Origin of the sequence: Paenibacillus wynnii (assembly GCF_030812855.1) — a bacterium.
In the GTDB taxonomy this organism is placed as follows: Bacteria; Bacillota; Bacilli; order Paenibacillales; family Paenibacillaceae; genus Paenibacillus_AQ; species Paenibacillus_AQ wynnii_A.
On sequence record NZ_JAUSTK010000042.1, the window covers coordinates 11,993 to 37,191 of the forward strand.

General features: G+C 45.6%; 21 protein-coding genes. 8 read left to right on the forward strand and 13 right to left on the reverse strand.

What is annotated here, in order from left to right:
* Nucleotides 1-49: 49 nt before the first annotated feature.
* The gene (locus J2T20_RS24120) at nt 50-1,033 is read right to left on the reverse strand and encodes an effector binding domain-containing protein (protein WP_307592318.1); all 984 of its coding nucleotides are present in this window, start codon (nt 1,031-1,033) and stop codon (nt 50-52) included.
* 736 nt (nt 1,034-1,769) lie between these two features.
* Here J2T20_RS24120 and J2T20_RS24125 point away from each other — a divergent pair.
* The 5 genes from J2T20_RS24125 to J2T20_RS24140 all read left to right on the forward strand — a co-directional run bounded on the left by J2T20_RS24125 (nt 1,770) and on the right by J2T20_RS24140 (nt 7,051).
* Nucleotides 1,770-3,023: a glycoside hydrolase family 30 protein gene (locus J2T20_RS24125; protein ID WP_307592320.1), complete on the forward strand. Its 1,254-nt coding sequence runs from the start codon at nt 1,770-1,772 to the stop codon at nt 3,021-3,023.
* A 30-nt stretch (nt 3,024-3,053) separates the two neighbouring features.
* Complete coding sequence (locus J2T20_RS25880; RefSeq protein ID WP_373457854.1) at nt 3,054-3,188, forward strand: glycoside hydrolase family 30 beta sandwich domain-containing protein; 135 nt, start codon at nt 3,054-3,056, stop codon at nt 3,186-3,188.
* A gap of 177 nt (nt 3,189-3,365) precedes the next feature.
* On the forward strand, nt 3,366-4,472 hold the full coding sequence (locus J2T20_RS24130) for a GerAB/ArcD/ProY family transporter (protein ID WP_307592322.1): 1,107 nt from the start codon (nt 3,366-3,368) through the stop codon (nt 4,470-4,472).
* Nucleotide 4,473: 1 nt separating this feature from the next.
* Nucleotides 4,474-5,856 (forward strand): spore germination protein, encoded by a 1,383-nt coding sequence (locus J2T20_RS24135; protein WP_307592324.1) that lies wholly within the window; start codon nt 4,474-4,476, stop codon nt 5,854-5,856.
* 28 nt (nt 5,857-5,884) lie between these two features.
* On the forward strand, nt 5,885-7,051 hold the full coding sequence (locus J2T20_RS24140) for a Ger(x)C family spore germination protein (protein WP_307592326.1): 1,167 nt from the start codon (nt 5,885-5,887) through the stop codon (nt 7,049-7,051).
* A gap of 842 nt (nt 7,052-7,893) precedes the next feature.
* On the opposite strand, the gene J2T20_RS24145 is transcribed toward J2T20_RS24140, so the two are convergent.
* The 9 genes from J2T20_RS24145 to nfsA form a co-directional block, all read right to left on the reverse strand.
* Nucleotides 7,894-8,739, reverse strand: coding sequence for a lipase family protein (locus J2T20_RS24145; protein ID WP_307592328.1), 846 nt, complete (start codon nt 8,737-8,739; stop codon nt 7,894-7,896).
* 183 nt (nt 8,740-8,922) lie between these two features.
* Nucleotides 8,923-9,750 carry a lipase family protein gene (locus J2T20_RS24150; protein WP_307592330.1) on the reverse strand — a complete coding sequence of 276 codons (828 nt, stop codon included), beginning with the start codon at nt 9,748-9,750 and terminating at the stop codon, nt 8,923-8,925.
* Nucleotides 9,751-9,778: 28 nt separating this feature from the next.
* The gene (locus J2T20_RS24155) at nt 9,779-10,057 is read right to left on the reverse strand and encodes a hypothetical protein (RefSeq protein WP_307592332.1); all 279 of its coding nucleotides are present in this window, start codon (nt 10,055-10,057) and stop codon (nt 9,779-9,781) included.
* 719 nt (nt 10,058-10,776) lie between these two features.
* A complete protein-coding gene (locus J2T20_RS24160; RefSeq protein ID WP_307592334.1) occupies nt 10,777-12,978 on the reverse strand; it encodes an alpha-galactosidase in 2,202 nt (733 codons plus the stop codon).
* Between the two features lie 55 nt (nt 12,979-13,033).
* Nucleotides 13,034-13,855 carry a carbohydrate ABC transporter permease gene (locus tag J2T20_RS24165; RefSeq protein ID WP_307592336.1) on the reverse strand — a complete coding sequence of 274 codons (822 nt, stop codon included), beginning with the start codon at nt 13,853-13,855 and terminating at the stop codon, nt 13,034-13,036.
* A complete protein-coding gene (locus J2T20_RS24170) occupies nt 13,855-14,709 on the reverse strand; it encodes a carbohydrate ABC transporter permease (protein WP_307592352.1) in 855 nt (284 codons plus the stop codon). The genes J2T20_RS24165 and J2T20_RS24170 overlap by 1 nt, the downstream gene beginning before the upstream one ends.
* Before the next feature lie 97 nt (nt 14,710-14,806).
* A complete protein-coding gene (locus tag J2T20_RS24175) occupies nt 14,807-16,066 on the reverse strand; it encodes an ABC transporter substrate-binding protein (RefSeq protein WP_307592338.1) in 1,260 nt (419 codons plus the stop codon).
* Between the two features lie 151 nt (nt 16,067-16,217).
* Entirely contained in the window at nt 16,218-17,261 is a 1,044-nt protein-coding gene (locus J2T20_RS24180; protein WP_307592340.1) for a LacI family DNA-binding transcriptional regulator, read from the reverse strand.
* A gap of 344 nt (nt 17,262-17,605) precedes the next feature.
* Nucleotides 17,606-18,358: an oxygen-insensitive NADPH nitroreductase gene (gene nfsA, locus J2T20_RS24185; protein ID WP_307592342.1), complete on the reverse strand. Its 753-nt coding sequence runs from the start codon at nt 18,356-18,358 to the stop codon at nt 17,606-17,608.
* A gap of 672 nt (nt 18,359-19,030) precedes the next feature.
* On the opposite strand from nfsA, the gene J2T20_RS24190 reads away from it, so the two are divergent.
* The gene (locus J2T20_RS24190; protein WP_307592354.1) at nt 19,031-19,402 is read left to right on the forward strand and encodes a hypothetical protein; all 372 of its coding nucleotides are present in this window, start codon (nt 19,031-19,033) and stop codon (nt 19,400-19,402) included.
* On the opposite strand, the gene J2T20_RS24195 is transcribed toward J2T20_RS24190, so the two are convergent.
* From J2T20_RS24195 to J2T20_RS24205, 3 genes are all read right to left on the reverse strand, one after another.
* Nucleotides 19,376-21,835 (reverse strand): heavy metal translocating P-type ATPase, encoded by a 2,460-nt coding sequence (locus J2T20_RS24195; protein ID WP_307592344.1) that lies wholly within the window; start codon nt 21,833-21,835, stop codon nt 19,376-19,378. The two genes, J2T20_RS24190 and J2T20_RS24195, sit on opposite strands and share 27 nt — an antisense overlap.
* 114 nt (nt 21,836-21,949) lie before the next feature.
* Nucleotides 21,950-22,150 carry a copper ion binding protein gene (locus J2T20_RS24200; protein WP_307592346.1) on the reverse strand — a complete coding sequence of 67 codons (201 nt, stop codon included), beginning with the start codon at nt 22,148-22,150 and terminating at the stop codon, nt 21,950-21,952.
* 21 nt (nt 22,151-22,171) lie between these two features.
* Nucleotides 22,172-22,513, reverse strand: a complete 342-nt coding sequence (locus J2T20_RS24205) for a metal-sensitive transcriptional regulator (protein ID WP_307592347.1) — start codon at nt 22,511-22,513, stop codon at nt 22,172-22,174.
* A 231-nt stretch (nt 22,514-22,744) separates the two neighbouring features.
* On the opposite strand from J2T20_RS24205, the gene J2T20_RS24210 reads away from it, so the two are divergent.
* Entirely contained in the window at nt 22,745-24,265 is a 1,521-nt protein-coding gene (locus tag J2T20_RS24210; RefSeq protein ID WP_307592348.1) for an MDR family MFS transporter, read from the forward strand.
* 6 nt (nt 24,266-24,271) lie between these two features.
* Nucleotides 24,272-24,838, forward strand: a complete 567-nt coding sequence (locus J2T20_RS24215; RefSeq protein ID WP_307592350.1) for a PadR family transcriptional regulator — start codon at nt 24,272-24,274, stop codon at nt 24,836-24,838.
* Nucleotides 24,839-25,199: the final 361 nt, after the last annotated feature.

Sequence of the window (25,199 nt, forward strand, 5' to 3'; positions counted from 1 at the left end):
CTGGCTGAAGCGAATCTCTATAGAATCGATGCGTTCCGGTAATTCTACCTTACGATTCCTTTAACTTAATTGGGAATAGCAAATCAAGTTGATGTTCATCGCTCTCCGGCCAATGATGATGGCAATGGTAGACGTAGTTTAAATGTTCTTCTAATAATCCACCCATGTATTCCCCATGGTCATTCAATGTATCGGCTTCATACTTCGCATTATTCTGACATACCCAGTCCGATAACAACTTCCACTCGTGGAAGTTTCCTAAGGTAATCGTATGTGCTGCATACAAACCGCCGGCAACCTGCTTCTTCACGAGAGGGGCAGGAACATCCAAATTGTCAGGGATAGTGACCCATAGCTCATATCCATAATGGGGTCTATCCGGAGAAGGGTTCGGGTGGTTAAACCCAAATACACGGGCTTCCGGCTTGATGCTGTATAGACCAACCTTCTGCATAAATTCTGCCATCCACTCTCCAGCATGCTCCTCGGGGCTTTCACCAATATAGTGACTTACCGCTACCGTGCAGGGCGGAACGTGCACAATCCTCACATTTTCAAGTGTCACTATTTTCTCTGCTGCCTTGTTCAATTCAGTCATTGACTTTTCCTCCTTTAAATCGAAATGAGATAAGGAGGATAAGGACTCTAGTAGAGTTTCATCAGACAAGAGATCAGCGTTGATTTCAAGCACGTGATTTTCTTCCAATCCTTTAATAAGCCTCGATAGAATTCCTTTGATCGTTTCCAATGACTCCATCTTACTATTTAAATCTTTTACTTTCTCCTTAAAAATATCTACAGCTGTTACTGCATCTTCATTCTCAAGGATGACAGCAATTTGTTTTAAGGGAATACTTAATTTCCTTAAGATCATGATCTGCTGCAGACGTTGAAGAGAAAATTGATCGTAAGTTCTATACGCATAACCTTCTTTTTTCGTACTTCCTATAAGCCCTAGCTGCTCATAATATCGAAGTGTTCGGGTCGTTACCTGGAATACCCTTGATACTTCGCTGATGGTTACCAAATCCACATTTATCCCCCTTTCCTTAATCGAAGTTTAAAGTACGCCGCGACGTCAAAGTCAATATACTGGCTTCAGATTAATTAGAGATTGACCAAAACCAGAAGCTGTATCAAAGGCTTCAGACATATAACATATTCTTGACTAAGTACCGGGAACCCTTTTGGGGAGGGGTCTATTATGTAGTAGTAACTATAGAGTATGTTTAGACTTTGAGTATCCAACCGTGAGCGGCCTTGCGAAGATGAATAGGCGTTCATGTAGGACTATAAGAGTAGAAGTATCTCCTCGGGTATCCGCGCCAAATACGGAAAATCGTCTACCTACATGGGTGTCAATTTATATAGTTGCACAATCTACACTTATATTTCTCCCTTAGCACACTTTAGGGGGTTTAATTGCACTTTATACACTTATTTTTGGGTATTCCGGGGTTTACCCGGCATATTCGTGTTTTTAGTTGCACAAATTACATCTATTCATACATCACAACGCCAAAAGCTAGAAATAAGTGTATAAGATACATCTATTTTACTGATGCCTCCGAAAAATTCATCTAAAACCTAAAATCACGCATGATAAGAAACCGTGTTTACAATTGATTTTATTGGAACTTTGAAGTACGATGTATTTGATTGAAATCGATTTCATTAATAGCTGTATTTCCATCCTGAATCCCCAACCTAATGAGTAAAATGAAATCGATTTCATTTTAAACCCCATTACGAGAGGAGTTTTAATTTCAATGAGAAAGTTGATGTGCACGGTCTTGATGGCTTCATTAATTACGGTAAGCGGAAGTATCGCAAGCGGACCCGTCTCAGCCGCCGGTGAGCAAGCAGAGGTATGGATTTCATCCTCCGATCCAAACACGGAGCCTGCTGTAGGACTCAGCCCAAGTGCCCGCCTGTCCCGCATAGGGGATAAGGCATTCAGCAGCAGTTCCGGCAGCGCTGACTACACGATTACGGTCAACGAAGGTACCACTTATCAGCAGATGGACGGATTCGGAGTCTCCCTCACTGATGCCTCGTCTTGGCTGCTCAATTTCAAGCTGAATGCAACCAAACGAGCCGAGGTGATGGAGAAGTTATTCGGTTCTTCCGGTATTCGTCTAAGTGTGTTACGGCAGCCGATCGGTAGTTCAGACTTTGCCTGGTCAGCCTATACGTACGACGATGTGGCCGGAGACACCTCACTCAGCCAGTTCTCGATAAGCCGCGATTTACCTTATATCGTGCCGATGGTCAAGGCAGCCATCGCCAAAAATCCGAACATTAAAGTATTCGCCTCCCCGTGGAGTGCTCCGGCCTGGATGAAATACTCCAACTCTCTAAATACCGGTAAGCTTAAAGCTGAGAATTATCAGACGTACGCCGATTACTTCAAAAAATACATTCAGGCCTATCAAGCCCAAGGCATTCCAATCTATGCTGTCACACCTCAGAATGAACCTAAGTACGAAACAAGTGCATATCCTTCCATGGGAATGAGCGAGCAGGACGAGGTTGGATTCATCGGAGACTACCTGGGTCCTACCCTTCGCAATGCCGGCATTAATACAAAAATCATCACCTTCGATCACAATTACCTGGATTGGAGTTTCCCGAATACGGTCATCCAGAATCTTAAGAATGCGGGCAAAGCCAGCTATGTTGCCGGCAGCGCGTTCCATCATTATGATAGCGGAGACGGCTCTCAGATGACTTTGATGCATAATGCACATCCCGATAAGGATGTTTGGTTCACAGAGGGGGGCTTCGGGACTTGGAACGATCAGCAAAACGAAACCTCCCAAGGCTTTGATAACATGATTTCGGAATTCATCAATATTACACGCAATTGGTCCAAATCGGTTATTCTCTGGAACGCCGCCCTAGATCAAAAGGATGGTCCAACGTTACTCGCCGCCTATAATACCAATCGGGGCATGGTTACCATTCAGAACTCTGACAACCGCAACGATAATCCTGAGAACGCTGTCACGTATACCAAATAGCATTATTTACTTGGTCATTTCAGTAAATTTGTGGTTCCGGGGACCTACCGTATTCAATCGAACACCAGTAACGATCTGAAGAATGTGGCCTTTACAAATCCAGATGGGTCCAAGGTTGTTGTCGCCTACAATCCGCAAACCTCAGCCCGAAGTCATGACTTATAAGTGGTACGGCAGTCAATCCTAGATTTATCCAGCATATAAAAGTGCCTCCCTCCAAGCGGAAATTGGAGAGAGGCTTTTTTTGTCTAAGCAGCCATTCAATTTGCAGTAGTAACTTGGAGAAATAGAATAAAATTACAAAAACTTGGAATTATAAAGTTGAAAGGAGAAGTGACAAATGTGAAGGGCTTATCCTCATGGCAGTTGTATGGCCTAATGCTTCTGTTTCAACTGGGTACGAACGTTGTCTTTGGCATTGCAAGCCCTGCTAAGCAGGACGCATGGATTACCGCCGGTATCAGTCTAATTCTGGGCATGGTTCTCCTCTGGATGTATTCAATGCTGTATGGAACACATGCAAACACCAATTGGTCCGGCTTGTTAAGCTTCGCATTTGGACGATATATCGGAGCGATCTTAAGTGTGGGCTATGTTTTTATTTTTATTTATTCGGCGGCTCGGAATTTGCGGGACCTCGGCGAACTGACAAATAACTTCTTGCTGCAAATGACTCCGATGTGGTTTGTTATGGTTATATTTCAATGTTTAGTAACTTATGTTTGTTATGCAGGGGTGCAGCGGTTGGGTAAATTAGCAGAATTGAATGTTCCTATCATTATATTCCTATTTTTGTTACAAATCATTTTATTGGTAGCTTCCGGAACGATGCGCTTGTCATTGCTGACTCCGGTTGCCGCGGAATGGAAACCGATCTTTACAACTGTATTTCCGGCAAGCTTAACCGTGCCGTATGCGGAAGTCTTCGCTTTCGCCGCGTTCTGGTCGACGACGATGCCACCCAAGGGCTTCCGTAAGATTGCAATCCTATCGGCTGCAACAGCTGGCTTGATGTTTATGGTTTTGGATATCTTGGCAGTCAGCACACTCGGACCGGAAGTATTTTCCCGTTCTTTTTTCCCGCTAATGACAACTTTTCAAATGGTCAACATTGCCGATTTCATTCAAGACCTTGATCCTTTTATTGTGACCAACTATATGACCAGTGTTTTATTCAAAACATCGATTTTCACTTACGCGGCATGCGCGATGATTTCAGACCAGTGGAAGATGAATCACCTTCGGGCGGCCGTCATTCCCGTATCCATTATCGTATGTCTGTTTGCCATTTACATGGCGGACAACCTTAGTAGTCATCTGTTCACGGGTCATCAATGGGCCGTATGGGTCATATTTTTACCTTTTTTCGTTGTTCTTCCTATGCTTGCGCTGCTTACAATAAAGCTTAAATCCAAGCTTCAATATAGTCCTAGTAAGGGGGATGGATAGAATGGGCCCGAAATCCATACGATTGTCAGACTCAAATGATTTGGAACAATTTACAGAAGATTTGAAGCAAACCTTCGGTTCCATGCCCGATCTGATTTTTCGTTCTGCCGGAAGTTCAATGATCGTGTATATTGCCGGTATTGTTGATCTGCAACGGATCGAGCGGGAGATCATAGAACCGCTGTCGACTCAGCAGAAGACCGAAGAGGTCACGGTCAAAACACCTTCTATAGAGCAAACTGCCGACTATCAAAAAACAGTGCAAGCACTTTTGTCCGGTATGGCGGCAGTAGCCATATGCGGCGAAGAGAAGGTGATATTGGCGAACGTAGCCGCCATCCCCCATCGCAATGTGACTAAACCCGAAACCGAAACAGTTGTTCACGGTCCTCGTGAAGGATTTGTGGAGTATATCGAAACTAATATCGCGCTAATTCGCCGTATCCTTAATAGCGAAAAGTTGAGAATGAAGAAATGGAACCTCGGATCGGTCACACAGACCGAAGTTCGGTTAGCCTATTTGGACGGCGTGGCCCCGAACGAATTGGTATCTGAAATTTCAAACCGAATTTCCTCCGTCCGTTTGAAAGGCATTATCGACAGCAATTACCTTACGGAGCACATCAAAGACCGGCCGCTAAGCATTTTTCCGACCATTCAAACGACGGAGCGTCCCGACGTAGTTGCCGATGCGCTGTTGAAAGGCAAAGTCGCCATAATCGTTAACAATTCACCCTTTGCTTTGATTCTCCCCGTCACCTTCTGGAACGATTTTCAGTCTATCGAAGATTATTATCTGTTGTACAGCAGCGCCACATTTTTAAGAGTGATTCGGGCAATATACATTATATCAGCCCTATTTCTACCGTCACTTTATGTTGCAATCACAACTTTTCATGTCGAGATGATTCCTACGGAGCTATTGCTTTCCATTGCTGTATCCCGTGAACCATCCCCCTTTCCGGCTCTGGTGGAGGCTTTGATTATGGAAAGCGTATTTGAAGCACTTCGGGAAGCCATCGTGCGATTGCCGAACATGTTGGGTCAGGCCGTCAGTGTCCTCGGCGCTTTGGTTATCGGACAAGCGATCGTACAAGCAGGAATCGTGTCCGTTCCCATTATTATCGTCGTTTCGATTACAGGTATCGCCTCCCTAATGATTCCTCGTTACGAGATGACGTTTGCCATCCGTATCCTGCGCATCCTGCTGCTCTTGTTGGCGGGGACTTTCGGACTCTTCGGCATCACTCTTGGGCTGTTTTTCACGCAAACTTATTTGACCGGAATCAGCTCTGCGGGCATGCCTTATATGACTCCGATCGCTCCAGTTTCACTGAAAGGCTTAAAGGATTTTTTAAACCGTAAACCATTCGAGCGAAAATAACCGTTTCCTATAGGAGAGATGATTCCCCATGAAGCGCAGGCTTTTCTTTTTTGTTCCAGTCCTTCTGCTGACGGCCTCGATCTCGACAGGCTGCTGGGATCGCAAAGAAATCGTGGATATTGCCATCGTGATGTTAACCGCATTGGATGAAGGCCAAAAGCCCGGAACTTTTCGGGCTCATATCCTTGTGGCCAATCCAATCCAGATTGGCGGACCCGGGCAGTCTTCCTCCGGCAGCAGCCAGAAGGAACCCATCGCCCACATTGTCACGGAAGGACGCAATATTGATGAAATCCGTTTTAAAGCGGAGCGATCACTGCCACGAGATATGGAAACCTCACACCGCCGTGTTTTTATTATAGGAGAATCACTTGCCCGGCGAGGTATTAAAGAAATTCTCGATCAAATCAGCCGGAATCCAATGAATCGGATCAACACTCTATTGGCCGTCGCCGAGGGTATGGAAGCGGCTAAGCTTGTCAACCGGCAAGTTACATTGGAAACCTTCGCAATGGAGCAGTTTCGCGAGTTAGCTGAGCGCAAGGCTCATGTCCCAAGTTCGTTGAAAGATTATTTCATCGCCTCGACATCACCTGGACAACAGCCAATAGCGGTAAGTTACAACGAAATTGGAAATAAAGTTGGAGTAACCGGCATCGCTATTTTCCGAGACAACAAGCTGAAGGGTTTTGTTAAAGGGATGGAGGCAGTTGCCTTAACCGCCTTGCTGGGAGGCAAAGTGAGCGATAGCATCACGATCCCCGCACCGAACAAAGAGGGGGGCCTGTCTTTGCATCTGGAGCATATTAAGGTGCGGAGCAAAGTGGCCTTCTCGAAAGGCGAGCCAATCATTTCGTTTGACGTAAAAGCGTCTGGACTCATTATGGATAATCGTGCTCAGCTCGATTTATCTGATCCTTCAATGATACAGAAATTAGATAAAGTATTCGCAAAAGAGATCGAAGATACATACCGGTCTTTATTTGAACGATTGCAAAAAGATCTGCGTGCGGACAGCGCCGGGCTAGGGGCGATGATTTACAGAAAGAATCCAAAGTACTGGAAACGCATTGAGAAGGATTGGATGGAACTGTATCCAGAACAAACTATAAACTGGAAAGTAAGTGCGCAAATAACCGGCGTCGGATCCTTCGGAGCGCCGATCTTTATTCGGGAAGACAAGGTCAAGAAGTGATGGGGTTGCCATTGGTTTTATTTACATTGGGGGCAGTCGTCGTTTCAACGCATCAATTTCGGCATTGGAGCAAATATGGACAACGTTCTGAAAAATGGGTGTTTCTGGGCTGGATGATTGTCGCATGGTTGATCGGTGTCCTGCTCATTGCCGGGGTCAAGTTTCCTACTCCCCTAAAACCGCTGTTTCCGGGGTGGAAATAGAATGCTGCCCTCGTTCAAGGGCAGCTATTCGCCTACTTGAATTTGATGTCCACAATTTCCCCGCTTTCCACGAACCATTCTTGCGGAAGACAGACGGAGTATAAACCGCGTTGATTCTACCATGTCTTGGAGATCGATGTGCGATATTTGCCATCGATACAGGATGACTATCTACATTTCAGAGATACAAGTTACCTGTGTCAATAACTCCCTCCGCTGCTGGAATTTGACTAGTCGGGTGAACCGAGATCCCGTAAGCCCCTTCTGAGAAACCAGCCAAAAACTCTGCTACAGTCTCCACGTTTTGTCTCGTGGCTAGATGCATTGTTCCCCTTACATTAAGCGGCTTCTTTACCTCTGAACAAAAATAAGATTCCATGATCATGTGGGGATGGTATCGAAGATCATTAGCCTCGGAATACAGCTGTGCAAAACGTTCTGTCGACTTAGTTGTTTTCTTATTATCGCCTCGATAAGTCGAATTGTTTTTTGTCCGTAGCTATCGAAAAAATGAATAAGAGTCGTCTCGGTCTCCGAATTTTCCCACTTCCTGGGTGGAGCAGTGGCTCGACGAACGTCTTTCACTTCCCGCAGAGTAACCTACCCGATCAACGTTAGGATCATCCATCTGATGGTAGCTTATTCTTCGTCTTCTTCCTCCGCACTGCATATTCCTATAAACGGAAAACATAATCCCGTATCGGGACAAAACCCCGGGTTATCGGCACATAAAGCTTTGGCATAATCATGATTCCGTCGGCTTAGGAATTTGAAATAGCAGACAATCTCATGATTGCGGACAGGCAAACTGTTCAGCTGGAAAGAGATCGGAACCTTCGTGTTTACATGCCGATAAAACAAACCGTTCTTGGTAAACGGAGGCGGATACGCATTAGCCGGCAAAGTCGGAATAATATCATGGACGTTGATAATACGAAAACTATTTTTTACCGTTCGGTTGAACCGGGAAGCGAAGTCCGGGTCTCCGACCCGCGGACTTCCGTACGTATACGCGGCAATATTTTGAAACCGTGTGTTCGCCGAAATATCGAAGGCTGCTAACACAGCTAATGCTCCGCCCAAACTGTGGCCTGCAACCATCAGTCTTTTGGCTGCGGAAAGCTTGTTCAATGCTCCGATCAGCTCATTTCTTGCCGATTGATAGATGCGAGTGAATCCGCGATGGGTGTTTCCGGCATTTCTGACGAAAGGGTACGGTACTTGATATAAATCCTGGTCCGACTCATTGTCCTTGAATGTTCGGGTTCCTCTAAAAGCTATCACGATATTATCCTTCGACTCCGCGATGTAACCGAATACTTCCTCCTCCGGCTCCTCGACACCGGCAAGAGCGCTAATGGTGAAGCGAAGCGAATAGCCTTTAGGGAATACCAGCTTATCGTGCTCAAATTGCTGATAAGACTGCGCGATCATGGCCGCAAGCAATATCGCCTCTTCACTGTTGAACATGCCTGAAAGCTTCATAAAGGCAACTCCTTCTTTGCATTCAAGTCTTTAGTTATTAGTCTGTCCGACATAAGCAAACTGGTGAATCATGATTCATACGGAGAGGGATAACTTCGTAGCTCAAACACATTTTGATTGCCGTGATTTTATTAGATATGTAATGAATTATGATTCACCAAAATCAATCAGTCGGACAGACCTTCAGCAACCTTCAAACGGAAAACACATGCTGGTATCAGGACAAAATCCCGGATTATTGTCGCATAATGATTTGGCAAAAAGAGGATTTTTGCGGCTCAGGTTTTTAAAGTAGCAGGCAATTGAGTCATTACGTGGCACGTCGTTCAATTGAAAAGTGATCGGGATCTTCGTTTTTACATGCCGATACGTTAATCCTCTCTTTGTAAATGGAGGCGGATACCTTCGGGCCGGAAAAGTTGGGAATGAATCATGAATGTTGACGATTCGCGCACTGTTTATAACCGTCCTATTGAAGCGGGAAACGAAGTCAGGGTCTCCGATGCGAGGACTGCCGTACGTATAGACGAACGGATGCTTGAATCCGGTGTTTACCGCAATATCCAAAGCGGCCAACGTGGCCAAAGCTCCGCCGTAGTTGTGACCGGTAATATACAACTTTTTCGTTGTCGAAAGCTTGGTTAATTCACGGATGATTTGGTCTCGGGTTGACCGATACAAGCATGTAAAGCCGCGCGACGTTTTCCCACTGTTTCGGACGAAAGGATACGGAATCAAAAAGATGTCATACGAGGCAAGAAGGTCTGCCGGATACGAAGCGTATCCTCTGAACGCGACAACGATTTGATCCGACGACTCGGCAATAAAGCCGAATACAAGCTCTGTAGGATTCTCGACGTCGGCAAAAGCGCGGATCGTAAAGCGAAGCTTGAAGCCTTTGGGCAAAACCAGCTTTCTCTCGAAAAAGAACGGGTAAGTCTGATAGCTCATCGCTGAGAGAAATATGGCTGTTTTGCTGTTAAAAACAGGCGGTTTGTATGCGAAACCCATCTCACCATTTCCTTTCCGCTTTTGAGGCTTATTCTTCGTCTTCTTCCTCCGCTTGAACAATCCGTGACGTACCAATGACTTGGCCAGATGAATTCAATGCTTTTTCCTGGACAAATGGCCCGTCTTCACCGATTAGATCTACAGCAATGCTGGGGGGATCAAGCGGCAACCCCACCCATTCATTTTTAAACGCTCGATAAGATAAATTTTGACCAGGATCCGTTGCTTTATCAATATTGTAAATGGCCCACATGTTGCGCATGCTGATCAGGAGTGTATTGTTCGGTCCCTCTTCAACCGAATTCACGTGGAAACAGTCCCAAATATTATTAGAGCTGAATGCAGATGACGCGGGTAACATCGAAAAGAAGCTCGTCTGTCTCGAGATCGACTTCCTGAATGGAGTAATTATCAAAAAAACCGTTTTCCGGACCTCCAAACGGGGTTAGATCTCCCGGCACTTGTTAGGGCTGTAAACAAAGCGGTATTTTGCTTCGTTATCGTAAACTCGTGAAGATCAGATGTGAACCCCTCTTGCGCAGTGAGTGTCTTGATAAGTTGATAATGCTGATTCATGACTATGGTCCTTGATTATTAATATGAAACTCATCCCTAAATAATGATATCGCCAACTGTCGAGATGCGAGCATACTTTACAGAACCTGCGCGATTCGCTTTTTGAATTTGCATTTCGGGGGTTCGCCGACAGTTTACCGTAAATATACGCTAAGCCCTTGATCGTGTCCGGGCTTGGCGTTTTTCATTCTCTAAGGACTTCGCTGCTCTAATCGCACATATCGTCATTTTTATAAAGTGTCTCAATGACTCCCTCTGCTGCTGGAATTTGACTAGTCGGGTCTATCGACGAATTCGCTAACTTGGAGAAGTCAAGACTTTTTGCCTTTAAACGGCAAACCCGCCATGGGAGCTGCCTCTTTTAACAAGAGCCTCCCGATGGCGGATTTAGTAAAGCAGTATTCGTGTTATGGCTCATCGTTCTCGTTATTGGTACTAGCAGCACCCCATTTACCCATGAACCGCCTTGATCTTCCACCATTTGCTTGCATAATCATGATGAAATTGAGGTAAATGGATGCCTGCCTGCATGAGTCGGTCTCCCTTGTAGAGACTTTCCAACTCTTCAACCTGGTAGTTCCATTCGGGATTCAGGCCCTTCAAGGTTAACTTTTTCATAGGGGCATTCGGCACTCCAAGCACTTGGAAATAAAATACCAATGCCTCTTTGCGGTGCTCGGAAACAAACATCCATGCTGTTTCATTTCCTTTCCCGTCAAACGGACTTCTTAAGCGATAAAAATCACCTTTTTGCACCAGGGACCGGATATCCTTATATACAGACACCTGCTTCCGGACCATCGCTTTCTCTTCCTCGGTAAATACAGTCAAATCAAGCTCATAGCCAAAGTTCCCTGACATGGCTACCTCCCCGCGTGTCGCAAGAGGGGTTATCCGCCCTACCTGATGGTTCGGCACATCCGACACATGAGCGCCCATCGTGCTGATTGGATAAACCATGCTCGTACCGTATTGGATCTTGAGGCGCTCTACCGCGTCAGTATCGTCACTCGTCCAGGTTTGCGGCATGTAAAACAGCATCCCTGGATCGAAGCGGCCTCCCCCTCCAGAGCAGCTCTCGAACAAAATCTCAGGGAATCTCTTCGTTAAACCCTCAAGCAGCTCGTAAAGTCCAAGTATATACCGATGGGCTGTCTCAGACTGCCGTTCCGGACTTGCCAATGCCGAACCAATCTCTGTCATGTTCCGATTCATGTCCCACTTCACGTAAGTGATAGGAGCTGATGTGAGAACCTCGCTTAAACATTCAAACAGATAGTCCCGCACATCCTGCCGCGACATGTCCAGAATCAACTGCTTCCGGGCCTCCGTCCGCCGCCGCTCTGGAGCGTGCAGACACCAGTCCGGGTGCTTCCTGTACAGGCCGCTTTCGGGAGAAATCATCTCCGGCTCGAACCAAAGGCCGAACTGCAGACCTTGGCTTTTGACCCTATTTGCTAGATCTTCCAGACCCCTCGGCAGCTTGTTCCGATCTACAATCCAATCGCCCAAAGAGCTGGTATCGTCATCACGCTTGCCAAACCAACCATCATCTAATACAAAGAGCTCAATCCCTAGCTCAGCAGCTGTTGTAGCGATAGCTTCAATCTTGTCCGCGTTAAAGTCAAAATAGGTTGCTTCCCAGTTATTGACTAGAATCGGACGCTCCAAGTCGCGATGAACACCCCTGCACAGGCGGGTCCGGTATAGCTTATGATAGGTACGGGACATACCTCCTAACCCTTCTGACGAATAAACCATTACCGCCTCAGGCGTTTGGAAGCTCTCCCCTGGCATCAAGAGCCATGAGAAATCAAAAGCATTGATCCCGAGGGATACCCGTGTCGTATCGAACTGATCGACTTCTGCCTTCGCTTCGAAGTTGCCGCTGTACACAAGGCTGAATCCAAATACATCGCCCTGATCCTCATCCGCATTCGGCCGGAGCAAAGCAACAAAGGGATTCATTTGGTGACTGCTGGAGCCCCGTCTACTCTCGGCAGACGTGCCCCCATGCCCCAAGGGTCTTCTTTCCATATGACGCTCTCTGGCCCAAGACCCATGTAAGCATAGCCATTCAAAATCCGCATCCTGAAAATCTACACTCGCACTTATAGCCTTCAAGAGGCGAAACGGCTCCTTTCCTTGGTGGATAAACTTCACGGATCTTGCAACAGCGCTGAATGTCTCGAAAACAGTGTAGCTCAAAACAACCGTAAGCCCTGAATACTTATCACTCAGTTCCAGTTCAAGCGTCTGCACCTCATCTTGGTCTTCTGCATATACCGCCGGAAGCCCTTCGAGCACTGGCTTCCCTTGAATAATGCGGTGTGTACCGTACTTCAGCTCTGTCACTCGGGTACCGTCCTTTAGCTCAACCTGATAAGCCGGAGTTCGAAAGTCACCCGTTCCATACTGAGGATATTCCTGGGGCAATGTGTCCAAGGATATGCTATTGTCCCCCGGCACCGAATTAGGAATGAAGGAGCAGCGCTCTACGTGTTGAAGCAACCCCGTCAGGTTTCCTTGCTCACTTAATCTTTTGCCCCAATAGGCATGGGCAGGATATCCATGGACCAGTTGAATCACATAGCTCATGTCCTTAGATTGAAGATGGAACAACCCCTCTTGTTCATGGTAAAAGATAGCCATAATGTAATCTCCTTAATGTTCGTGTGATAGTCAGATCTTGTCCGTTCTTTATTTGTTATTTCACTGCTCCGCGTGTAACGCCGCTAATAATCCATTTCTGCGCAAGCATATATACAATCAACATAGGGGCCATCGCCATTAAGTAGGAAGCAAAGGCAAGATTGGTATCCTGTCCAAACTTCGATTGAAAAATAAATTGTGCCAGTGGCAAAGTGGCTTGCGATTCTTGGTCCAGCATAATAAGAGGCAGCAAAAAGTCGTTCCAAGCCCATACCGTTGTAATGATCGCAACCGTAGCGTTAATAGGAGCAAGCAGTGGGAATACAATCTTCCAAAACGTTTGCCATACCGTAGCTCCATCTACTCTCGCAGCTTCATCAAGCTCTTGAGGCAAGCTTTTCAGATAACCAACATACAACAGGACATTAAAGGATAAGCCATAAACGATATACAGCACTATGAGGCCATACAGATTATCCAAGCCAAACTTAGAGGTTAATTTCACTACAGGGAGCATGATAATCGGAAATGGAACAAACATCGCGCTTACAAAGTAAAAATACAAGCCTTTAAAAAATTTAAGCTCAAAGTTTTTCTTTATGGCATAGGCGACAAAGGAATTCGTGAAGAGTGTAAAGGTAACGGTTAATACTGTGATTACGGCACTATTCCGAAATTTTTGCCAGTAATCTACCTTTTCCGCAGCCATGCTGAAATTTTCCCAACGGAACGATTTCGGAAAGGCAAGAACTCCATTTGCAATTTCCTGATTATTTTTAATAGCCAGCATCAAGGTCATATAGAGGGGAAATAACAAAAAAATGGATCCGGCAATAAGAAAACAAGTGGCTAACCAATTGGTCCGGTTTAAACGCATTATAAATTCATCTCCCTCTTCTGTAAGTAACGAAGCTGGATGAAAGAAATCGCTACAATGACCACAAAGTAAATCACAGCATTGGCCGATTGGAAAGCAAATTCATTACCCGAGAATCCATCCTTGTAAATCAAAAGTGCGATCGAACGGGTAACTCCGAAAGGACCGCCGCCCGTCAGTGCAAGAACCTGATCGAAGACCTGTAGAAAACCCTTGAGAGAGAGCACCATATTTATGGTAAAGAACGGAGCGATCATTGGAAACGTTATGCCCCAAAATTCCTTCCATTTGTTAGCCCCATCCAGAGCAGAGGCTTCGTATAGATCTTCAGGGATTGTCTGTAAACCTGCCAGGTACAAGACCGTGTTAAAAGCTGCAGATTGCCATACCGTAACGAATACAATGGCTAGCCATGAACCCTTCTCATTTCCGAGCGGATTAACCATCCATTTCTCAATACCTAAGTAACCCATAATATCAATCCAAAAGTTCGCAAAGAAATAGTTGAAAATATAAGCAACAATCAACATGCTTAAGATATAAGGCATAAAATAAAGACCCTTGAAAAAGTTCTTAAATTTAACGTTACTATTCAGCGCCAGCGCTATACATAAACTTATAATATTTACAATAATTGTCGTTACGATAGCGAATTTGAACGTAAACAAATAGGCATTCAGAATATCTATATCTTTAAAAACATTTAAATAGTTTGAGAAGCCAATAATTTTGTAAGTAGGCCGAAGTCCATTCCAATCCGTAAAACTATAAAATATCCCCATTAATGCCGGGATTGTATGAAAGATTAAAAATAATATAGAGGCGGGCAATACCATAAACATGTAGGATCCCATATTTCTCCTCTTCACCACACATCCTCCTTCTCCCCATTAAAATAGGAATGAAAAGCGAAAGCCAGCTTTTCATCCCCTTTTGCAATGTTACTTCGTTTTAGCGATTAGCCATTTGATCATACTCAGTGTCCATTTTCTTCAAAGCGTCATCTACATTTTTCTTCTGCATAAATTCTTGCAGGATTACGTCGAGTGCCATACCGTTAATGTAGTGATCTGGAAAGTCTGCTACACGACCTTCTTCGAAGATAGGTTTAAGGTCTGCATATACTTCATCATTTTGAAAAACATTTTTAATGGCCGAAAATGATTTTTGCTCATTCACATATTGCTGAGCGTTATCCTCTTGCATCATGAAGTCGATAAATTTCGTTGCTTCCTCCGTAACTTCGGATGTAGCAGAGAGAGAAAATAACACATCTACACCAGAAACAAGAAAGTTCTTAGATTTATCATTGCTTAATGGGTAAGGGAATACGCCAAGTTTAAGTTCAGGATTTGCCTTCATAATTTCTGGAACGGCCCATACACCTTGAAGGTACATTACCGAAGAGCCTTTAGCGAATTTCGCGTTCCCATCATTATAACCGTCGGCGAAACGATCTCCAGATTGACCATTCTGCATAAACTCAATGTATTGAGCCAATAGGTCTTTATGGTCAGCCGCGAAGGTAGTTTTACCCGCTTTACGATCTGCATAAAAAGTAGAGGGCTGCAGGTCAGCTACGAATACATTCCAAGCAGGAAGAACGGTCCAAGCGTCTTTAAAGGTCAAATGGAATGGGACTTTACCTGCTGCTTTAATGGTTTCCAAGACCTTATCCATTTCGTCTTTAGTCGTTGGGATCGTTAAACCCAGGGCTGTGAATTCATCTTTGTTGTAGATGATACCATTTGCATTCGCAGCAAAAGGGACACCGAAAAGCTTTTCAGAACCTGTAATCAATTGCAGTGTTTTCTTGTAGTTCTCGATAACATTAGCCTGACCAGGATAATTAGTCATATCGGCCAGGATCCCGTTTGTGGCAAGGTCTTCGAATTGGGCATCCCCGCCAACCGATATGATATCCGGCACCTCACCCTTCGCTATACGTGTTTTTAGAACCGTAGCCGCTTCAGGAACATTAGTCTGAACAATGTCGATGCCAGGATTCGCTGCTTCGAATTTTGCTATCAATGTCTCATAAGTAGCAACTGCTTCGGATTTATATTGGAAAAACTCGACTTTTACTTTATCGCCACTGTTAGAAGCGCCTTCTTTAGTACTGTTGTCAGATGCCTCTTGACTGCCCCCACAGGCGCTTAGCGTGGATATTACTACAAGCAAAGCAAGTGCAAGAGATAATGGTTTTTTCATTGAACTGACCCCCCCGAAATTTAAGTTGAATACGAACTTCATTTCCGATACAATAACATTGGTGTTTTTCCAAACCGGCCTAGTCATTCCCGTGACTAGGTCTTTTGTTTACTTTGTTCCATAAATCACCTCCCCCAAAAAATCTACAAATTTAATTATTCATGTTTATGTGTCCTCCGCAGGTGTCTCGAACCACTAGCTCTGTTTCGATCGTAACGTGAACGGCTGTTTCTCTTCCTTCCAAACGTTCCATAAGAAGTTGTACCGCCGTTCTAGCAATCTGCTCCGGAAATACTTTCACACTAGTCAAAGGCGGATTCATAAATGCAGAAACTTCAATATCGTCAAAGCCTATGATCGCCATCTCCTCAGGCACCTTCACCTGTTGTTCATTCAACGCCCGAAGGGCGCCAATAGCCATAGGATCACTGGCAACAAAGCAAGCTCTTGGACGATTCGGTCTTCCAAGCAGTTCTTTCATTTGCTCGTACCCGCTCGCTGTACTCCAATCCCCAAGGAACATATAATCTTCACTAAACAGTCCCTTCTCCTTCATTAGTTGCTCAAAGTAAACTTGGCGCTTATCTACTACAGGTTCTCCTTCATGTTTGGCCCAGAGCTTGTAAAGGTAATCCCGTCCTCCAATCATGCCGATATCCGGGTATCCAAGAGCTGTAAAGTGTTCAACCACATCTTTTACTGCCTGCTTAAAGTTGATGCTGACTGAATCATACCCCCTTAATTCTTCTTGGGTATGGTTAACCAAAACGATAGACTTCTTATTAGGGAAAATCCTATGGATATCCTCCGTATCAATAGAACCCACGACGATCAGCCCATCCATTTGTTGACATGCTGCTGGGTCCACTTCGTTTCCTCTAATAACTCTCCCAATGGGAATTCCAAGCTCATCACATTTTTTTTCGACGCTAATACGGATTTTGGAGAAATACGGATCCTCTTTTTCATCATCGGCAGAGATCCAGATAAGCAAGCCTACTTGCTTACTTGATAAATCGCTTTCTTGCTTCAGTCGCTTCACACGGTTTGGCTTATATTGCATCTGTTCTGCAATTTGAAAAATTCTCTCGCGCGTCCCTTCACTTACAGAAAGAGTGGCATCATTATTTAATACACGGGAAACAGTTGCCGCCGATACATTGGCTTGTATTGCTATTTCTTTTAATGTAGCCATTAAATACAGCACCTTTTAGTTAATTTATTTACTTAACAAACAAATTGTAACATGCACAAAAATGTATTGCAAGCCCTTTCATCAGCGTTTTATTAGTTAAATTACGTAAAAATCACAAAAAATATAGGTATTAAGTTAATGCATCTCCTTTTTTTCTGATCAGTTCTGTTTCTCAATATGATATTTTACTTAATAATTTACTCGATTTAATTTCTCTCGTCTTCAGTATTATTCTGCACATCTTTACTGCATCGTTTTCGCAAATCAAAAAAAGACCTCTACCACTAGGCAAGTGGTAATGAGGCCTATTTCGCACGGCAACACATCTACTATAATCTCGTTTTTTATTGCTTCATAAAGCCTTTCCCGTGTAAAAACTCCTTCATATGCAGCCGGGTTGGTTCTGCCAGGCGCTTCGCCATAATAGCTGACCATGGCGCAGCATTCGCTCCACCCGTCCGTTCCCGCATATATTCGCTTGTCACTTCATCATAAACTTTAACCTGCTCTACCATAGTTTCAGCATTATAGCGTTCGCGATGCAATACAGCCTGCAGCGGAAGACGCGGGCGCTGCCCCGCCGTTCCGGCGGGATACCCTATGCACATACCGAATAAGGGATAGACTAAATCAGGTAATCCAAGCAGCTCCGACACCTCCGCTATACAGTTGCGAATTCCCCCGATATACACGATCCCAAGATCCAACGATTCTGCCGCCACGGCTGCATTCTGCGCAGCTAATGCCACATCAACGGTAGCAACAATCAAGTTCTCTGTGGAATCCTCGTAACTGGTAGCCCCATCTAAGTGAGGTTTCGCAACCTCTCGAAGACGGTATAGATCAGCACACCAAACGAGGAATATCGGGCATTGTTCTATATAAACCTGATTGCCAGCTAGACCTGCAAGTTTTGACTTGAGGGCTTGGTCTGTAACAGCAATGACACTGTAGGCCTGAACGTTACTGGATGTAGATGCCATCTGGCCCGCTTCTATAATGGCAGCCAACTGTTCCTCTGTCACCGGCTTATCCGTAAATTGGCGTACAGAACCATGCCGCTTCAACAGTTGAAGCGTTTCGTTGCTTAGTTTCATTATACATTCGCTCCCCGTGGCTTATTTGCCAAAATGCCTATCTCCTATTATTAACACAAAAAGCCAATAAACAAAAAAATGCCACGGAAACCTAGTAAAAAAAACAAAGAGGGTGTCCCAAAAGCCATGACCTACTAGCGCTGAATCAAGTGTATTTATACATTTGAATGGCTGTAATCGAGCTACTGGTGCTGAATCAAGTGTATTTATACATTTGAATGGCTGTAATCGAGCTACTAGCGCTGAATCAAGTGTATTTATACATTTGAATGGCTGTAATCGAGCTACTGGTGCTGAATCAAGTGTATTATTACATTTGATTGGCTGGAATCGAGCCACTGGTGCGGAATCAAGTGTATTTATACATTTGAATGGCTGGAATCGGCCTACTAGGGCGGGGAATTGATCGGCTGCAGGTTAGAAAGTAATAAATGCTTTAAGCCACCTTCGCTGTTTTGGGGGAACGGAATAATGGCAGAGGCAAGCTGCTAAGAACCAAAAAGGGGCTGTCCCATAAGCCATGAAAAGGCTACTTGGGACGGCCCCGCTGTCTTTGAGTCGGATTGACTTGTGCACTTGGTGTGGACGCTCCACGAACGGACCGTTGCTCCAATCGCTGTGCTCTCCAGATTTTATTTATTTCCCTTAGCGGTAAAAATCCGGAGACAGTTTATGCTTTCGAAGCTAGTTTTCCTTCGGAAAACTTTCGGGCGACCGCTACCACTTTTCCGCAATCAGTCCGTCCTCTCCGCTGCTTTGAGCAGAAAAAGTTTCTACAATCCTTCTAAAATCAAAAAAAAGAAACCTTTCTTTGGTAAAATGGAAGTGCGACCAACCATTTCAAAGGTGAGGTTTCTTTTGTACATTCAATATACCATGGACCAACTTTGCTTGCCAATGAATCTGGAAGAAGATATTCCTGAAAACCACCTCGTTCGCGTCGTGAATACCGCCGTCAATCGGCTGGACGACACCACCTTTGACGCTGTACCAATGTCAGAAGGAAAGGCTGCAGTTTTACAGCTTCACCCGCTGCAGACGTAGTGCATTCAGAACAACGGATACGGAGCTGAATGCCATGGCTGCACCTGCAAGCCAAGGCGCCAGAAAGCCCAAGGCTGCGATAGGTATTCCAATCGTATTGTAGGCGAGGGCCCAGAACATATTCTGCTTAATATTGTTCATGGTCTTGCGGCTCATTCGGATCGCATCGGGGATGCTCTTCAAATCACCCCGCATAAGGGTAATGTCCGCTGCCTCCATAGCTACATCCGTACCGGTGCCGATAGCCATACCCGTATCTGCCGTAGCTAAGGCAGGGGCATCGTTAATACCGTCACCGACCATGGCGACCTTCACTCCGCCCTGTTGCAATCTGCGAATTTCCTCTGCCTTTCCTTCAGGAAGTACCTCAGCTAAGACTTTGGTAATCCCCGCCTGTTCAGCGATGGCCTGTGCTGTGGTCTGATTGTCCCCCGTGATCATAACCACTTCAATTCCCATTTCATGAAGAGAAGCTACTGCGGCCCGGGATGTTTCCTTAATGGTATCGGCAACGGCTACTATTCCCTCACAAACGTCGTTCACAGCAATAATCATAGCTGTCTTTCCCTGCTGTTCCAACTCTTTCATCAAGCCCATCCATGGGCTGATATCTATACCCTTCTCATCCATCATCCGCCGGGTGCCAATATTTACAGCCTGACCTGCAACAACAGCGGAGATACCCCGCCCAGGTATATTCACAAATTGCTCAGCGGCTGGCAATTCTAACCCTCTATCAGAAGCACCTGCTACAATTGCATCGGCAAGAGGATGCTCTGAAAGCTTCTCGGCGGCTGCAACGATGGACAGCAGACGATCCTCGGCGTCCCGGTTCCCCGGAGCGGATATCGCAGCAGTTGTCACTACATCCGTCAACACCGGTTTACCGTTCGTTACGGTCCCCGTTTTATCTAATACAACAACCTTGATTCCCTGTGCCGCTTCCAGATGTTCTCCACCCTTGAACAGAATACCCAGCTCTGCCGCGCGGCCTGAGCCTGCCATAATCGAGGTCGGCGTTGCCAGCCCCAAGGCGCATGGACAAGCAATAACCAACACTGCGATTGCTTTTTCCAACGCTTCGGCGAACTCACCCGGAGATGCCCACAGATACCACACTAAGAACGTTAAGGCTGCGATGCCTACTACGATCGGTACAAAGATGCCTGAAATCACATCAGCAATCCGCTGAATAGGCGCTTTAGAGCCTTGAGCTTCCTCCACCACTTTGATAATCTGGGCCAGCGCTGTATCCCGCCCCACTTTGGTAGCTCTTACTTTAAGCACACCGTTTGTATTCAGTGTAGCGCCGATAACAGAGTCACCCTTCTGTTTCTCAACGGGGATACTTTCACCGGTCAGCATAGATTCATCAACAGAAGAGAATCCTTCGACGACTTCTCCATCCACAGGGATCTTAGTTCCAGGCTTCACCATTACGATGTCACCGGGAATGACTTCTTCTATTGAAATGCTCATCTCTGCGCCGTCCCTGATCACGAGCGCGGTTTTGGCTTGCAGACCCATCAAGCTTTTGATGGCATTGGAGGAACGGCCCTTGGCCAACGCTTCAAACCATTTACCCACAAGAATGAGCGTAATCAACACAGCACTGGTCTCATAATACATTTCCACGGTATGATTCATACCGTTCATATTCAGAGAATCAATCGTCAAATATAAACTATAGAAATAAGCTGCCGAAGTACCTAACACTACCAGCACATCCATGTTGGCACTGCCGTTGCGGAGCGCCTTATATGCACCCACGTAGAACTGCCATCCGATAATGAACTGTACAGGTGTAGCCAAAATAAGCTGGAACCACGGATTCATCAGCAGTTCGGGCACTGGAATCCATGACGTGAACGAGAAATGACCTACCATCGCCCACAGCAATGGAAAGGACAGAATCGCAGAGATGATCCATTTACGCCGTTTGTTAAGGATCTCCAACTCCCGGTGATCGGCACTGTCTTTGCGCTCCTCTTTCAAAGTAGCTTTGTAACCGATGCTGCTTACCTTCTCCATAATTTCGCGTGTGCCTATAGTTCCGGGGGTATACTCCACATGTGCGGTTTCCAGCGCCAGATTCACGTTCACCTGGGCGATGCCTGGCATCCGTCCCAACACCTTCTCAATCCGCGCGGAACAAGCCGCACAGGTCATACCCGTAATATCGAAGTCCGCCGCTTCTCTAACCGTATCATAGCCAAGAGCTCGAATCTTCTCTTCTATTTGAGGCAACCCTGACACCTTTGGGTCAAAACCTACCGTCGCTTGCTCCAGCGCCAGATTTACATTCGCACGGGACACTCCCTCCATCCGGGACAGCCCCTTCTCAATCCGTGCCGCACACGCAGAGCAAGTCATACCGGTAATTTGTACCGTCATTTGCTGCTCACCGTTACCTGTTGGTGTTGCGTTGCCCATTTGATTCACCCACCTTTATACCCCCAAGGGGTATATTTTTTTGAAAAGAAAAGGCATTAACCTGCGGGCTTACCTCTCGGCTCCCTCTAGCTTCATGCCCTGTATCCTATTCTTTTAAACGACGTCATAACCTTGATCTTCAATCGCTTCTTTAATAGCACCTAGAGTTACCTTGTTCTCATCAAATTCTACTGCCACTGTCTTACTGGCCAAATCCACCTTAGCTGAGGCTCCAGTATTGCTTACCGCCTTCTCCACTGAACTCACACAATGACCGCAAGACATTCCTTCAACTTTTAAAATAACATTAGACATTCTCCAACACTCCTTATGGGTTTATTTCATTAATTTATTTACGGTAACCAGGAGTTCATCAATAACCTCATGCTCACCGGCTTCAATCCGTTCAATGATACAGCTCTTCATATGACCTTCAAGCAGTACCTTCCCAACACTGTTCAACGCAGACTGTACTGCAGCGAGCTGATTCAGAACATCGTCACAGTAAGTATCCCGCTCAATCATACCCTTGATTCCTCGTATCTGGCCTTCAATCCGGTTAAGACGATTTCCTAGCCCGTTCTTGAACTCATCTGAATGATGACTTTTGCGAACTTTGGAAGTATGGCAATCATCCCCGCTGGGTTGGCCCGCATGTTCTTCTTCATGTGTAGCCATGATAGATCAGCCTCCTCAATATCAATATAATATACCCCCCACGGGTATGTCAAGACCTGAATATAGCATAGGGTTAATCGTCCTGCAGACGGAAATGCTAAAGAATGAATTCGATTTTCAAATAAGTATTGCTACCCTATTCAAATTTGACTATAATAGGCTTCTGTTTCCTGTATAGGTTTACCAAAAGCAATGTTTCTATGAACAATAATGAAAAGGAGCCTGCAAAGCATGCATTCTAAAGAAAGTAATCTTAAAATGGTCGTCACCGCGCTGCTGCTCGGTATCCTGATGTCTGCTATGGACAACACCATTGTAGCCTCAGCTATGGGCACCATTGTCTCAGATCTGGGCGGGATGGACAAAATCGTATGGGTAACCTCGGCTTATATGGTTATGGTCATGGCTGGAACTCCTATCTTTGGCAAGCTGTCTGATATGTACGGACGCAAGCGTTTCTTCATGTTTGGTTTAATCGTATTTCTGATCGGCTCTGCTTTATGCGGTACCGCAAGCAGCATTACTCAGCTGAGTATTTACCGGGCGATCCAAGGGGTCGGCGGCGGCGCACTGATGCCTATTGCTTTTACAATCATGTTTGACATATTCCCTCCGGAAAAGAGAGGGAAACTAACCGGCCTGTTCGGGGCAGTCTTCGGCATTTCCAGTGTACTCGGCCCTTTGCTGGGTGCGTATATCACTGAATACGTCGGATGGCAGTGGGTATTCTACATCAACCTGCCGTTGGGTGTTATCTCTTTTATCTTAATTGCCGTGTACTATAAAGAATCTATAACCCATTCCAAACAACGGATCGACTGGGGTGGTGCGTTCACTCTCGTAGGAGCTGTTATCTGCCTGATGTTCGCCTTGGAGCTGGGAGGTAATCAATATGCCTGGGACTCTTCTACGATTCTAGGTCTGTTTGCAGGCTTCGCCATTCTCCTTATTGCTTTCTTACTCATTGAGAGAATAGCGGCAGAACCGGTAATTTCCTTCGACATGTTCCGCAAGCGTCTGTTTGCAACAAGCTGCCTAGTAGCTTTATTCTACGGCTCTACTTTTATCGTAGCGACCATTTATATTCCTATCTTTGTTCAAGGCGTCTTTGGCGGCTCAGCTACCAATTCGGGTCTGATTCTCATGCCGATGATGATTGGTTCGGTATTAGGCAGTCAATGTGGAGGATTGCTCACGACGAAGACGAGCTTCCGCAATATCATGCTAATATCGGCCGTCTGTTTCGTAGCCGGTGTATTCTCTCTAAGCACTTTGACACCCGAGACTTCCCGACTGCTCCTTAACGTATTTATGGGATTGACAGGCTTTGGGGTCGGTTTCTCCTTCTCCGTGCTCAGCATGTCCTCCGTTCATCACTTTGATATGCGCCAACGCGGTTCGGCTACTTCCACAAGCACCTTCATGCGTTCCCTGGGCATGACGCTTGGAATTACCATATTCGGAATCATTCAGCGCAATAACTTCACAAGCAACCTGAGCACTGCTTTTGGAGGAGAACAGGCTTCCGCCTTCGGCGATCCGCGTGCCGCGCTGACACCAGAGGCTCGGGCAAAGATTCCGGCACCGGTACTGGAAAAGATATCGAGTGCTTTATCGTCATCCATCGCCCATACCTTCATGTGGGCATTAGTTCCTACTGTACTCGGTCTGGTATTCGTACTTTTGATGCCGAAAGACCGTCTAAAAATTGCACCGAAGAAGTCACCGCAGACTTCCGAATCCCAGAGGTAAACTCAGATGTCAATGAAAATGGCAATCCTCGGCTTGCTTCAGGAGCGGAATATGCATCCGTATGAGATCACACTCGTCATGAAAGAGCGGGCCATGGATCGGATTACCAAGCTGCAAATGGGCTCCCTCTATTATGCCGTAGATAAATTGGCGTCGGAGGGGCACATAGAAGCCGTAGAGACCATCTCCAGTGCTGACCGTCCCGATAAGACAATATACCGGATCACCGAAGCGGGTCTTGTATTATTCGAGCAGCTTGTCCTGCAGCAGTTCAAAAAGAACGAGCCCGTCTACCATCCGCTTTATATGGCTCTTGCTCTCTCCCGGCATGTGGATCAAAGCAAGATCGAAAAATTGCTGGAAGAGAGAATTCGTGAATCGGAGCATCTGGTTAACCTGGCTTACCAAGTGTACGAAGAGCATGCAATCATCGTTCCCCGCTCCGCTCTTCATCTTATGTATGGCAGATACGAGCATAGCGTGACCGAGTTGAAGTGGCTGAAGCGTCTCTATAAGGATGTGCAGGCCCGTAAGCTGAGCGAAGTTGGAACTCCGTTAAATGAAGAGGCCTAAGGGCCTCAGCTTGTCGAGAAACCCGGTCATTTTAAACCAATAATCCCCAATACAAAAAATACGGCAAGGTCATAGAAGAAAACTGACCTTGCCGTATTACATTATAAGGATGTTTATATCTTAAAATAATAAGAGGCTGTCCCAAAAGCCATACAAATGGCTGCTGGGATAGCCTCATTTTTGTGAATAAGACTAATTAAATAGTTTGAGATGTTAGTTTAAGTGTACTTTATACACTTATTTACCTTGAAATCCGTTTAGGATGTACTTTAATTGCACTTTCTGCACTAGACATGCATAGAACCTTACACGAAATCGAAAAACTAAAAAAGTAATAATTTTACAGTTGTGTTTTTTGGAT